General features: G+C 45.3%; 18 protein-coding genes and 1 other annotated feature. All 18 genes read right to left on the minus strand.

The features are described from left to right. Positions 1 to 82: 82 nt before the first annotated feature. The 18 genes from pheA to GDZ68_RS05825 all read right to left on the minus strand — a co-directional run bounded on the left by pheA (position 83) and on the right by GDZ68_RS05825 (position 13478). On the minus strand, positions 83 to 967 hold the full coding sequence (gene pheA / locus GDZ68_RS05740) for a prephenate dehydratase (protein ID WP_153721319.1): 885 nt from the start codon (positions 965 to 967) through the stop codon (positions 83 to 85). 30 nt (positions 968 to 997) lie between these two features. Further along, positions 998 to 1453 (minus strand): ACT domain-containing protein, encoded by a 456-nt coding sequence (locus tag GDZ68_RS05745; RefSeq protein ID WP_153721320.1) that lies wholly within the window; start codon positions 1451 to 1453, stop codon positions 998 to 1000. 38 nt (positions 1454 to 1491) lie between these two features. After that, complete coding sequence (gene obgE, locus GDZ68_RS05750) at positions 1492 to 2781, minus strand: GTPase ObgE (RefSeq protein WP_153721321.1); 1290 nt, start codon at positions 2779 to 2781, stop codon at positions 1492 to 1494. 3 nt (positions 2782 to 2784) lie between these two features. Further along, a complete protein-coding gene (locus GDZ68_RS05755; protein ID WP_153721322.1) occupies positions 2785 to 3318 on the minus strand; it encodes a Spo0B domain-containing protein in 534 nt (177 codons plus the stop codon). 142 nt (positions 3319 to 3460) lie between these two features. After that, entirely contained in the window at positions 3461 to 3751 is a 291-nt protein-coding gene (gene rpmA, locus GDZ68_RS05760) for a 50S ribosomal protein L27 (protein WP_153721323.1), read from the minus strand. A 12-nt stretch (positions 3752 to 3763) separates the two neighbouring features. Further along, positions 3764 to 4090: a ribosomal-processing cysteine protease Prp gene (locus tag GDZ68_RS05765; RefSeq protein ID WP_153721324.1), complete on the minus strand. Its 327-nt coding sequence runs from the start codon at positions 4088 to 4090 to the stop codon at positions 3764 to 3766. Positions 4091 to 4096: 6 nt separating this feature from the next. Further along, positions 4097 to 4405, minus strand: a complete 309-nt coding sequence (rplU, locus tag GDZ68_RS05770) for a 50S ribosomal protein L21 (protein WP_153721325.1) — start codon at positions 4403 to 4405, stop codon at positions 4097 to 4099. A gap of 13 nt (positions 4406 to 4418) precedes the next feature. Beyond that, positions 4419 to 4493: a sequence feature (ribosomal protein L21 leader region), on the minus strand. A gap of 687 nt (positions 4494 to 5180) precedes the next feature. Further along, positions 5181 to 5801: a metalloprotease gene (locus GDZ68_RS05775; protein ID WP_153721326.1), complete on the minus strand. Its 621-nt coding sequence runs from the start codon at positions 5799 to 5801 to the stop codon at positions 5181 to 5183. Continuing rightward, complete coding sequence (locus tag GDZ68_RS05780; RefSeq protein ID WP_194841072.1) at positions 5798 to 6340, minus strand: peptidoglycan DD-metalloendopeptidase family protein; 543 nt, start codon at positions 6338 to 6340, stop codon at positions 5798 to 5800. Before GDZ68_RS05780 ends, GDZ68_RS05775 begins: the two co-directional genes overlap by 4 nt. A 157-nt stretch (positions 6341 to 6497) precedes the next feature. Continuing rightward, the gene (gene minD / locus GDZ68_RS05785; protein ID WP_153721328.1) at positions 6498 to 7301 is read right to left on the minus strand and encodes a septum site-determining protein MinD; all 804 of its coding nucleotides are present in this window, start codon (positions 7299 to 7301) and stop codon (positions 6498 to 6500) included. Between the two features lies 1 nt (position 7302). Continuing rightward, entirely contained in the window at positions 7303 to 7980 is a 678-nt protein-coding gene (gene minC / locus GDZ68_RS05790; protein WP_194841073.1) for a septum site-determining protein MinC, read from the minus strand. A 13-nt stretch (positions 7981 to 7993) separates the two neighbouring features. Next, on the minus strand, positions 7994 to 8515 hold the full coding sequence (gene mreD, locus GDZ68_RS05795; protein WP_153721330.1) for a rod shape-determining protein MreD: 522 nt from the start codon (positions 8513 to 8515) through the stop codon (positions 7994 to 7996). Beyond that, positions 8512 to 9405, minus strand: a complete 894-nt coding sequence (gene mreC, locus GDZ68_RS05800; RefSeq protein WP_153721331.1) for a rod shape-determining protein MreC — start codon at positions 9403 to 9405, stop codon at positions 8512 to 8514. Before mreC ends, mreD begins: the two co-directional genes overlap by 4 nt. Positions 9406 to 9423: 18 nt before the next feature. Then, the gene (locus tag GDZ68_RS05805; protein WP_153721500.1) at positions 9424 to 10440 is read right to left on the minus strand and encodes a rod shape-determining protein; all 1017 of its coding nucleotides are present in this window, start codon (positions 10438 to 10440) and stop codon (positions 9424 to 9426) included. Positions 10441 to 10610: 170 nt separating this feature from the next. Beyond that, a complete protein-coding gene (gene radC, locus GDZ68_RS05810) occupies positions 10611 to 11309 on the minus strand; it encodes a RadC family protein (protein ID WP_153721332.1) in 699 nt (232 codons plus the stop codon). Then, a complete protein-coding gene (locus GDZ68_RS05815; protein WP_153721333.1) occupies positions 11299 to 11913 on the minus strand; it encodes a Maf family protein in 615 nt (204 codons plus the stop codon). Before GDZ68_RS05815 ends, radC begins: the two co-directional genes overlap by 11 nt. Before the next feature lie 85 nt (positions 11914 to 11998). Further along, positions 11999 to 12631 carry a hypothetical protein gene (locus tag GDZ68_RS05820; RefSeq protein ID WP_153721334.1) on the minus strand — a complete coding sequence of 211 codons (633 nt, stop codon included), beginning with the start codon at positions 12629 to 12631 and terminating at the stop codon, positions 11999 to 12001. Between the two features lie 91 nt (positions 12632 to 12722). Continuing rightward, positions 12723 to 13478, minus strand: a complete 756-nt coding sequence (locus GDZ68_RS05825) for a prepilin peptidase (RefSeq protein WP_153721335.1) — start codon at positions 13476 to 13478, stop codon at positions 12723 to 12725. Positions 13479 to 13486: the final 8 nt, after the last annotated feature.

Consider the following 13486-nt stretch of genomic DNA (forward strand, 5'->3'; position numbering starts at 1 on the left):
GATTACTATTTAGGCTTCCTCTCTTGTCATATATATTCATTGGGGAAAATTTTAGTACAATGAAAAAATCCATCCTGTCAGCTCAGCTGATGGATGGATCTGTCTCGTACACATAATAAGAACCGAACGAACGGGCTGTGCAGCCAAGTGCCGCGAGTTCTTCCATAGCACCTTTCATCATCGGGTGATTTTCTGATTCATTCACATCGATAATAAAGAAATAATGTCCAAGTCCTGTCTTCAGCGGCCGGGACTCAATTTTACTTAAATTCAGCCGGCGCCAGGAAAATACCGATAAAATTTGATGCAGCATACCGGCTTTATCGTCTTCCGGCAGCTTGACCATTAAAGTAGTCTTTTGTGAAGCAGAATGTTTTTTATGATCCAGGATTTCTTTTCGCAGCGACAGCACGACGAATCGCGTGTGGTTGAAATGATAGTCATGAATATTTTCTTCTGCTATATGTAAGCCATACGTTTCTGCCGCAAGGCGATTGCCGATTGCCGCAACCCGCAACTCTGGGTTCTCGGAAATATATTTTGCCGCTGCTGCTGTCGAAGTCGTCTGAATCAAAGGCACCCGGCGGTAACGGTACTGTAAAAACTTATGGCACTGAGCGAGTGCGTGCGGATGAGACTGAATCGAGTCCAGTTGGTCCATAGATTCCGTTTGTGCCTGATTAACCATTAAATGCTGCTCAATCGGAGTAGAAATTTCTGCGGTAATAAATAATTCACCGCCATGAAATAAATAATCGATCGTCAGCGGAACTGAACCTTCGAGTGCGTTTTCCAATGGAACGACTGCATACGCTACATGCCCTGCGGTGACAGCCTCAATACAATCTGGAATTGTCGGACGAGGTGTCAGGCCTTCATAGCCGAATAAATCCGCAGCTGCAATATGGGTAAATGAAGCTTCTGGCCCCAAATACGCAACAGACGGTGCATATTTTTTCTCTGTCATGAAACTTTCCTCCCTAACAAGTTCAAGTATTCAAAAGACGCCCGAACTGATTAAATCTACAGAATCAATAAATCTAGGAGCTTTCAAACGCTGCAGAAAAGCTTCCACCTTGATTTCCATCTCTGTTACATCAAGTGACAACGTAATATTGGCACGTCCTTGAACCGGAATTGTCTGATGAATCGTCAAGACATTGCATTTCGCCTTCGAAATGATTTCCAGCAATACCGCCAATGAACCTTTCAAATCTTCCAGCTGAATAAAAATTGTCAGAATGCGATCCCGAGCAATCGACTCGAACGGGAACACGGCATCGCGATACTTATAAAAGGCGCTGCGTGACAGACCGACCCGTTTTGTCGCTTCCTGGATCGTCGTCACTTCGCCTCTTGCCAGCATTCTTTTTGCCTCCAGCATTTTCTGCATGGATTCTGTCAACACATCTTCCCGGACCAGATAGAACTGGCCTTCCCCGATTTGCTCCATTTTGCTCCCCCCAGAATGAGCATTTGTCTTTTTCAAACTTACTCTAAGAACTCAAATTCATAATCCAAGATCCGAACGATGTCGCCGTCTTCTGCACCGCGTTCACGCAATGCGTCGTCAATACCCATTCCCCGCATCTGACGTGCGAATTTACGGACTGACTGGTCGAAGTTGAAATCTGTCATCTTAAACAGGCGCTCAAGTGTATAGCCTGATAATACATAGGCACCGTCATCGTCACGGGAAATAACAAAATCCGGGCCGGTCGATTCATGCTTGTACAATACAGAGTTCGCTTCTTCCTCTACTTCTTCGAGCATAGGGAATTCCGGCGTCGTTTCAAGCAGGTCCAGAATCGCATAAAGCAATGGATCCAGTCCTGTTCTCGTCAATGCCGAGATAGGGAATACCTGAATCTCCTCATCGCCAAGCGCTTCTTTAAATGCAGCCAAGTTCTCTTCAGCATCCGGCATGTCCATTTTATTTGCAACGATAATCTGCGGACGTTCTGTCAAGCGCATATTATATTGCTCAAGTTCCGCATTGATCGTCTGATAATCATCAAACGGTTCGCGTCCTTCCAAGCCCGACATATCGATGACATGGACAATAACACGTGTACGCTCGATATGGCGTAAAAATTGATGGCCGAGGCCGATTCCTTCATGTGCCCCTTCAATCAAACCAGGCAGATCCGCCATAACAAAAGTACGGTGATCATCCGTTTCAACCATTCCAAGATTCGGAACAAGCGTAGTAAAATGATAATCCGCAATTTTTGGTTTCGCGGCGGAAACTACTGACAGCAATGTAGATTTTCCGACACTCGGGAATCCTACCAATCCAACGTCTGCAAGTACTTTTAATTCGAGAACAATATCCAAACTAACGCCCGGCTCTCCTTTTTCAGAAAGCTCAGGTGCCGTATTCTGCGGTGTAGCAAAGCGGCTGTTACCGCGCCCTCCGCGCCCTCCGCGGGCGATGACGGCCTGCTGCCCGTCTTCTACCAGGTCAGCGATGACGATGTCTGTCTCCGCGTTCTTAACGACTGTACCGGGTGGAACCTTTATAACCATATTCGTACCGCCGCGTCCGTGCATGTTTTTACTTCCTCCATGCTCTCCACGAGGTGCTTTGAAATGACGTTGGTAGCGGAAATCCATGAGCGTGCGCAAACCTTCATCCACAACAAAAATCACGTCAGCACCTTTACCGCCGTCACCGCCTGACGGACCTCCATAAGCAATATACTTCTCCCGACGAAATGCGACCATACCATCGCCGCCGTCGCCGCCTTTAACAAATACTTTTACGTGATCCACAAACATTATTTATAATCCTCCTAATTTTCCGCTCAAGATAACCGTACATTGTTCTGATTCATTCAAGATTTCAATCGTCAGCAGATCAGAATCCTCTGCAGCGTGAAATGAAACACCTTGTATATCTGAAAATGATAATTGAATACTCCATGTGAGCGCTGTAATCACGACATTAATCATGACCGTACATTCAGCATATTGATCGATACTCGACATAACTGTTTTCACAAGGCTTTCTAAGTACCCGACCAACATGGCATCAATTCTAGGTAAAGTAACTTCAGATGCAATGTCGCAACACAGCCGGCTGTTAAAAACAGGATATTTCCAGTCCAGCATCATCAGCCATTCTTCCGTTTTAGGCAGTCCTAATCGTTGAAGCATGGCAAACTGCTGCATCTCTGAAGTCTTTTCCAGTATGCATTCTTTTGCTTCCTGATATTTTCCCATATCTAAATACATGAGTAATAATTGCATGTCATTCATATGATCATGCCGACTGAATTTCATAATTTCTGATATTTTCAGTTCATTCTTCCCCATTATTTTCACCGCCAGCTGAATTCATACTTCTTAGTATAGCATTTTCATTCGAAAATCACTAAACTAATCGTCAGTTCGTTTCGAATGAATACAAAAAGGACTGCAACGAGTGCAGTCCCTTCTTGTTTGTCATGCTATCCGATTAAGCTTCTTGAACTTCCGGGTAGACACTGACTTTCTTTTTGTCGCGGCCAAGGCGTTCGAAACGAACGACACCGTCAACTTTTGCGAATAGAGTATCATCTCCACCGCGTCCCACGTTTTCACCCGGGTGAATTTTTGTTCCGCGCTGGCGATAAAGGATTGAACCGCCGGAAACGAATTGTCCGTCTGCACGCTTAGCGCCAAGACGTTTTGAATGGGAGTCACGACCGTTCTTTGTAGAACCTACTCCTTTTTTCGATGCGAAAAACTGAAGATCCAAACGTAACATAGCTGCCACCTCCTACTTTGTAAAGGATAATTGTATATATTCTGCATAGTCCACTTCAATCGTCTGTAAAGAAACAATCATGGCTTTTACGATCAGCTGAACTTCAGCATCACGATCCGTCACCGGAAACGCCACGCGTAAGTATCCGCCATCCGCTCCCTGCTCGATTTCAGGTACTGTTTCAGTAAGTTCGGCGATTGCATTGACCGCTCCAAAGGATACGGCTGAAGCGCCTGCACATACTAAGTCTTTCCCGTGTTCTGCAAAGTCTGCATGACCGTCCATCTCAAAAGATGAGATGCGCCCGGAAGGCTCTTTCGCAATTCGGATATGAATCATATCGAATTACAGATTGATTCCGTCAATAACAATTTTCGTGTATGGCTGACGGTGACCCTGTTTTTTGTGGTAGTTCTTTTTCGGCTTGTATTTGAAAACGGTAATTTTCTTTCCACGGCCTTGTTTGACAACTTTACCTGTTACAGTAGCGCCTTCTACGAATGGAGCACCGACTTTAACGTCATCTCCACCTACTAAAAGAACTTTGTCAAATGTAACAACCTCATCAGCTTCTCCAGCAACTTTCTCAATGAAAATCTCCTGGCCAGCTTCAACTTTGATTTGTTTTCCACCTGTTTCAATAATTGCGTACATACTTGCACCTCCTCTATTTACTCAGACTCGCCTTCACAGGTGATTCACTAGGAATTCTTGTACCTGATCAGTGCGGTTGTAGCACGGGTGCTACAAACAATAACAGTAAAATATTATCACATAGAAAACTATAGGTCAAGCGTTTTGTTTTTTGATTGGTAGATAGGCTGAATTAAATTAAAATCGAGTAAGTGGAGAGAGACCGTTTCCCTGCGTTTCAGACGGACGCTTTCCGGAGGGCCCTCGGTGAGCCAAGCGAACAGCGAAGGGTTCGCTTTGCCGTATTTCTGCGCTCTTTGCGGAAATTAAGGCAATACAGAGTTTCTTCTGCACGCTAATTTCGCTTCGCTCCCTTTAATTGTCTCATCCTATCGGGCTGATCCTCCCGGAGTCGCCGTCTTCCACTCCGGTACACTGGCTAGTGTTTTAATACATTTTACGTGATGTGTAGTATAAGCATATTATTTGAGACTATTATAGTATGTATGGTGTTCATTCTATAAGAGCTAAGATTCTTGTGATCAATGCGTTTGCAAGGTCGATAAACTAAAACATACCAGCTCAACTCGTACTTTGTTAAAAAGCAGCATGAAATATTTTCTCCACACCAGCGAAGGCGCAACTGCGGGGTTAGCCGTTGCTATGAGACAACTGGCATGTTCTTCGCCAGTAGGCTCATCGCGGAAGGCAATCCCTCAGCACCGAAGCGGGTTCAAACTGCAAAAACAAATTTTGTTCAAACCACCGAAAATGTCGAGCGACGGAACAAAAAGCTTCATTCCATAGAAAAAGATCTGGATGCGGATAGCTTTTCAAATGCCTGCTCATATTTTCGGAAACGGTATGAAATGATATTCTGGATTGCGAGAAAGACAGAGATCATTACATAGGGAAGGCTGTCAGGCAGGTATGTACTCAGAAATAAGCTGATTGAGATCGATGCGATGATCGAATACAGCAGGAAAACGGAGCGGGAGGCATATTTATTCTGTTTGTTCTCAAGCAGGACAGAAACCGCTTGTCCGCCATCTAATGGCAGGACCGGCAATAGATTGACAGCTAGCAGAAGGAATTGAATATGAGTGAACTGCGCGCTGCCTGGAAATGTTGAAACCAGACCGATCAGCAACAGGATCGCTGTGGCAAACGGTCCTCCCAGCGCAATGAGCAGCCGCTGCCGTTTCGTTGCCAGCTGCCGATTGACGATCTGCAATTCCCCTCCGTACGGCAGGATCGTACAGCTGCGAATTTTCATTCCTGACTGTTTAGCCGCCAAAACATGCCCTAACTCATGAAACACTAAAGAAAATAAAATCATGGCATACAGCGAGACGCCGCCCACAATCATAAAAAACAGAAAAATAGGTAATAAAATGGGATGAATGCGAAATTTCATTCGAGGCCGCCTGTCATGTACGTTGCAAGTACGGTCGGTTCAAGCGGTATGCCGTTGCGTTTCACCCGGACATATACTGCATCTTCATCCATCACCGCGATTTCATCTCCCCGCCTGACTGTTGTGTAAGGCAATGTGGAAAACGAACCGACAAAGCCATAGGTCACTTCATCACCATTATCGTATTGAACGGTCACAGTTTTGCCTGACTGCCGTGTATAGCCCGTGAACACAACAAGCCCGCTACCTTGAGAAGTGATGGACATCGGCTGCGAATAGGAAATGATTGCACCGTCTTGATAGGGCTGAAACGAATCATACGAAGCAAACGGATCAAATTCTGTGCCGGAAGATACGGTAATCGATTCCTCCTCTCCAATTAACGAAGACACCCACTTTTTCATCACGACAAAATCTTTTCCTGTCGTAACATACTGTGTAACCGGAATATTTATAAGCTGGCGTTCTTCAAGTTTTGCCACAGCGACCACGGACACACTCAATATACAAGCGAGAATCCATTTCGTTTTCCATTTCATCACTTCCCCTCCCTTACCTGCAGTGTATGAAAGTAGTGAAGGGTACATGCGGGGAATTTTACGGGTATGTCATCCAGTTCCAGCGGGCAGCTGGACGCCAGCTTCCACTTAAAAAGAAAAAACTCAGCACCGTGAAGGCACTGAGCATAACCAGCTATTAGGATTTACTGAATAATGTTTTCAACTTGCCAAAGAATCCCGGCTTTCCTGTGTCCATAGACATTAACGGCACAGATTCCCCTAAAATACGGCGCGCAATATTGCGATAGCCAACCGCGGCAGGATTAGAAGGGTCCATCACGACGGGCTCTCCTTTATTGGAGGAAGAGATCACGTTCTCATCATCCAGGACGATCCCCAGCAAATCAATTGATAGATGCGTGGTAATTTCATTGACATCAAGTGCGTCTCCGCTTTCCATCAGACGTTTTTTAATCCGGTTGATGATCAGCTTCGGCGGTTCTACACCTTCTTCTGATTCGAGCAGTCCGATAATCCGGTCCGCATCGCGCACGGCAGAAATTTCCGGCGTCGTAACCACAATCGCACGGTCTGCACCCGCAATAGCATTTTTATAACCCTGCTCGATTCCTGCAGGGCAGTCAATCAGAATGTAATCATAATCCATTTTCAATTCGCCGATCAGTTTTTTCATCTGCTCCGGATTGACGGCATTTTTGTCTGTAGTCTGCGCAGCTGGAAGCAAAAACAGCCGGTCATCAAATCGCTTGTCCTTGACCAGAGCCTGTTGAATTTTACAGCGTCCTTCCACGACATCAACCAGATCGTAAATAATCCGGTTCTCGAGACCTAAAATGACGTCTAAGTTCCGCAAACCAATGTCTGTATCGATCAAGCAAACTTTTTTCCCTTGCAGTGCCAAGGCAGTTCCAAGATTGGCTGACGTCGTGGTTTTGCCGACGCCGCCCTTACCAGAAGTAATAACAATTGCTTCTCCCAAATTATATACCTCCTTTAAATGTTGCAAGGCCCGGACGTAAATGTCGCAGTTCCTGGAGGCGATCTATCGCAATCTGTCCGTTGTCATGGATATACGCGCATTCCATTTCCGGCTGTTCCGATAGAATCGTTAACTCATCAGTCATTGTTTCAATTTTATCCGCGATCTTTAAATGTGTCGCTTCCAGCCAGGATGCCGCGATGACAGCATCAAAATTACCTTCTGCTCCTGCATGCGCTATACCTTTCAGCCTACCTAGAATATAGATGCTTCCGCCTGCAATTACCTGGGCATTCGGATTTACATCTCCGATAATGACTAAATCGCCGGCTGCTTTTACGATTTGTCCGGAACGTACGATACCGATATACGTTTCCGATTGTTTTTCAACCAGCCTTTGCTGACACTCTTCTAACGATATGACATCACTCTGAACCTTTGAAACCCGTAAATGAGGAGAATGATGAATGACCGAGAGAATGCTTTTCATATCTTGTTCATCACAATAGCGATGGCCGGTATGCAGCTGTACTTCTGCAACGCCTTCAAGTCCGCTCCCCTGCACCTTTTCCTCAAGCTCTTCTAATAAATCGGAAAAAGCACAGTGGTCGTCCAATCGAAGCACCAGGCCATCTTTCGTTCCTTTGATCGTTACTACTTGTGATTTCGTCACCCACATCACCTCACAATGCTTAAAAACCCGCTTGTTTTTGATTAAATCGTTTTAAAGTAATTTGTTTAAACGTCCAGCCGAACATGATGATGAACAACGAATTCGCGATGACTGTCGGCAGCAGCCGGCTTGCCAGGAATTCATTGAAATCAATAGATGTTAGCGCGATAATACTGGCGAATAGATAAGAAAGCATTTCGAGTAATACAATCATCACCAATGATAATACCATGACCGTAAATGTATGCCGCTGAATCTGCCGGATGACCAAAGTAGATACATAGCAAATAAGCGGGTACATAAATGTGTATAGTCCAATAATATCAATGTGATACATATCATACAAGAGGCCAAGGATGAAAGCGTATAAAATTGCGCGCTGACGGCTGTAATAGGCCGCAATAAAAATTAAGTACACAATCAAAAATCTTGGAACGAAAACAAACAGCTCACCATTTCGCTCAATCGGTGAAAACAGGCTGAAAATCGGCTCCAAGAAAAACAATATAACTGCAATGAGAGGGATGATGAACCGATTCATGATTCATCCTCCCCCTCTGTATCTACAGAGTTTCCTCCGTCTGTACCGTCCACGACCGTCGATGAGCGTTTCGCGATCATGACGTGATCGAGCATCGAGAAGTTTGCTGCAGGACGAATATAAGCGAGTTTAGTCAGCCCATAATCATCCGTTGAAACTTCGGTAATTTCCCCTATCAAAATACCTTTCGGGAAAATTCCTCCGAGCCCCGAAGAAGTTACCTTCATTCCTTTTTTGACATCAAAACTGGAATCGATGCGTTTCATAATTAATTGACGTGTCTGCCGGTCAAATCCTTCGATCAGGCCGAAAACCTCTTCCTCGCCAGCAATCATCGCCGCTACACGGAAGTTAATATTCTCGGTGGATAGTAATTCCACTGTGGAAGTAAACGATGTAGACATAACGACTTTTCCGATCAGGCCTTGAGCCGTAATGACAGCCATATTGACTTCCACACCGTCAGTCGTTCCTTTATCCACAATCAGCTTATCTTCCCATTGATCCGGATTTCGTGATATGACAGTGGACTGAATCGGTTCATAGGAACGCAGATCATCCAGTTTCTTTACAATATCACGCAATTTCACATTATCCGCTTTCACGTCGACCAGTTCGGCTTGGGTAGCCGCATACGCATCCAGTCGCTCTTTTAATCGTTTGTTTTCTTCGTATGTATTAAGCATCGTATCAATATTCTCAATGATCCCCGTAACAAAATGAGCCGGTTTCGTGAACATCGACTGTCCGAAACCGACAACATCCTTCACTACTTGTTCCGGAAAATTGGAATGGTTCCGGTCACGAAGTGAGAATGCAATTAATGCCACAAGGACGATTACTCCTACTAATAAAATGATTAATCGTTTATTGGAAAAAAAACGTGGCATTGCCTACATCTCCTCCAATTATTTTACTTGCATTTTTTTGATAATTTCTAAGTTATCTAATGCTTTTCCGGTACCCAAAGCAACACAGTCTAATGGCTCTTCTGCAATAAACACAGGCATATTCGTCTCATCGGAAATGACCTTGTCCAAATTACGAAGCATCGCGCCGCCGCCAGTCAAGACAATTCCGCGCTCCATTACGTCAGAAGAAAGTTCGGGCGGTGTTGTTTCAAGCGTTTTCTTAACTCCTTCAACAATCTGCAAAATAGATTCACGAAGTGCTTCCACAATTTCTTCTGAAGAAATTTCAAGCGTTTTCGGAAGTCCGGTCAACAGATCACGTCCGCGAATATCCATCTTTTCTGCTTTCACAGCATCTTTGGCAGAACCAATTTCAATTTTGATTGCTTCCGCTGTACGCTCACCGATTGTCAGGTTATAAGTTTTACGGATATAGCTGATGATCGCCAAATCCATCGTGTCCCCACCGACACGAATTGATTCACTTGTCACAATACCGCCGAGAGAAATAACTGCGACTTCAGTTGTACCGCCACCTATATCGACGACCATACTTCCCGTTGGTTCCCAAACCGGCAAATTTGCTCCGATTGCCGCCGCGAAAGGCTCCTCAATCGTAAACGCATCTTTCGCTCCGGCCTGGCGAGCCGCATCGATAACTGCACGCTGCTCAACAGAAGTAATTCCGTAAGGCACACAAATCATGACATTCGGCTTCTTCCATGAACCGCCTGCCGCTTTTGTTGCTTCTTTCATATAATGCTCGATCATTGCAGTCGTTGTTTCAAAGTCTGCAATCACTCCGTCTTTCATCGGGCGGGTTGCCACGATGGATCCCGGAGTACGTCCAATCATATTTTTAGCAGCGCTTCCGACTGCTACGATTTCATTTGTCACAGTATTTTTTGCTACAACGGAAGGTTCCCGAAGCACAATACCTTTACCTTTGATAAATACTAGTGTATTGGCTGTTCCCAGGTCGATTCCTACGTCTTTCGTTCCAATTCCAAACAAATTATTTCTTCCTTTCTGCATAACCGTCAACGGCCTTCTTAAAAGCATACACCACATTATAACGGAAAGGTAACTAAATTTACAGCAGAGCCTCGCGAGAATCTCAAAAACACGAAAAAAGAGACCGATTTCCCAGTCTCTCAGATGCATCTTACAGTCTAACGACACGCTCAAATATAGCCCTTATCCTTCAAACTGATGAATTTCTGATCGCCGATAATTATATGATCCAGCACGTCGATCCCCATAATCGAACCGGCTTCCATCAAACGCTTCGTTACTTCAATATCCTCTCTAGATGGCGTAGTATCACCACTTGGATGATTATGGGAAATTATCATCGAAGCAGCAGAACGTTTGAACGCTTCACGAAACACTTCCCTCGGATGAACGATACTGGAATTCAGACTACCGATGAAAATGGTCTGTTTATGAAGCACTTCGTTTTTTACATTGAGGAATAAAACGACGAAATGTTCCTGGTTCAGCGAAGACATATCGGTCATTAAGTAGTTTGCTGCATCTTCAGGCGAGCGGATCTTATAACGATCCTGCGGCGACGTCCGGTACAGCCGCTTGCCGAGCTCTGCTGCAGCCAAAATATGTACGGCTTTCGCTTCGCCTATTCCTTTAATTTCCGTCATTTCTCCCACCGTCATTCCGATTAAATCCTGCAGACGGTCAACTGTCGATAATACCCGGTTAGCGAGCACAAGTACGGACTCGGAACGCGTCCCTGTCCTCAGTAAAATGGCCAGCAGCTCTTGATTCGAGAGACTCCCGGCCCCCTCCCGAATCAATCTTTCCCTTGGCCTGTCCGCCAAATGAACATCGCGGATCATCATTTGCGGCGCTAAATCAAGTGGCATGCTTTGCGGCACCTGCTTCCAGCACGACTAACTCTTCCTGACGCAGACGTTCAATTAATTGAGCGATCGGCAGCCCGACTATATTCTGATATTCTCCTACGATTGATTCGACAAACAGCATACCCTCCGTCTGGATACCGTATGCTCCGGCTTTATCAGCCGCATCACCGGACCGGACATACTCTTCAACAAGTTCGAGATCAAGTGTCCGAAACTTCACTTGTGACAAGCTGGAAAGCTGAATCTTTTTACCTTTTGTTAACACAGTCACGCCTGTAATCACTTCATGGATCTGTCCTGACAGCTCCATAAGAAATTCAACTGCCTGCGCATCGTTTACAGGCTTCGGATACAAACTGCCGTTTCTCACTACGATAGTGTCTGCTGCAATGACGATAGAGCCCGGCGCATCTGCAAACACTGCATCTGCCTTCTTTTCGGATAAACGCACCGCGTAGAGATGAGGCTCTTTCGGCGTATAGGGCAGATCCTCATCTGCGTAACTGGGTTTCACTGTAAAATCTAAGCCTGCGAGTTTCAGCAGTTCTTTGCGTCTCGGTGATGAAGATGCGAGAACGATTGGTTTGGTACTGATGAATTTCATTGGGAAAACCTCCTTTTTTACCAGTGTACGCGATTGGAGGCGTTTTGAAAAAGAATGAAAAATGAATTTTCCTTACAAAATCGAATCAAAATTGAATTTTGAAGCATGGATCCTGACTTGTATAATGTGCCAGCAAATGGAGTCTGGCTATGGATGAGTCCTTGGTAAATGCGGAGATTGCAGTAATTTTCTTTTGTAAGTCCGATTCTTTTTTCTCTTTTTGATCTTTCGATAAATCAATTTTCGACAGATCGTCAGCGAGAAGGGCTTTTTCTACTTGTTTACTGTCTGCAGTCTTGCAGGTACCCGGTGCCAACTGAATTTTCTTCTTAAATGCATCCTCCCCTTCATTTAACACGACTTGACTCTCCTCCAGCCAGACAGCTCCCCATATATAGAACTGATCGCTCACCTGCACGATAGACGTGTTGGCCAACGAAGGATTTTCCGTTGCAAAATCCGCTGCAGACTCTTTACTTGAAAAAACGCCATGCTGTTTGACGAACATCGTAAGCGTATCGCCGTCAGCTGCCTTTTTATCTTCACTGTTTTCTGTGCCCGGTCCGGAAGTTGTGACCGTTTTATCAGGTGCTGCCCCTTTTCCTCCTGTACTGAAAATCGTCAGCCCGATGACGAGTATAGCGGCAAGTCCTATGCCCACTCCTTGAACCATTGCTCGTATCACTGTGAATTTTGAATAGGATCTGCGAAAATTCATTTGCTTTCACTCCACTTTTTTCTCCACTTTACCAAAGCGAACATGAAAAAGGACAAGACTCTTGTCGTCTTGTCCTAAAATATTTTCTGTTTTAATTCAACAAATCAGTATACCATCCGACAAGCTGCGCTCCGTAAAAATACGCGATGAGGGCAGCGACTGCGATTGACGGACCGAATGGGACAGGTGTTTTACGGCCCTGCTTCGTTCGTTTCAAAAAGATTATGCCGACAATCGCGCCTATTAATGAAGCTAAAAATAGAGTGAACAATGTTTGTATGGTGCCAAGCACTAAACCGATAACAAGAAATAACTTGATATCCCCGCCCCCCATGCCGCCATTCGACACGATCGCGATGAGCAGCAGGACGCCGAAACCGACCGCAGCACCGAGCAGACTGTCCCACCAGGGCGTCAGCGGACTGAATATCCGTAATATAAAGATCGCAACGCCAAACGGCAGCAAGATTTTATTCGGAATCAGCATGTATTTCAAGTCGGATACTGTCAAAATGACGAGCATGGAAATGAAAAGCAGTGCGATTGCGAGTTCGAGCTGGAAACCAAAGTGTAAATACGCAGCAGCGAACAGTACGCCTGTAATCAGTTCCATCAGCGGATAGATCGCGCTGATCTTCTCCCCGCAGCCCCGGCACTTGCCTTTCAGGAAGACGAAGGAGAATACGGGCACCAGATCCACAAGCGTCAGCCGGCGGTCGCAAGTGGTGCAGTGTGAAGGCGGCGAGACAATGGATTCTTTTAATGGTATACGTAAGCCGACCACGTTGAAAAACGAGCCAAACGTGATGCCGTAGAGGAAGAAAAAACTGCCGATCACCCATTCCATAGACTGCC

Source organism: Sporosarcina cascadiensis, from assembly GCF_009650995.1.
In the GTDB taxonomy this organism is placed as follows: Bacteria; Bacillota; Bacilli; order Bacillales_A; family Planococcaceae; genus Sporosarcina; species Sporosarcina cascadiensis.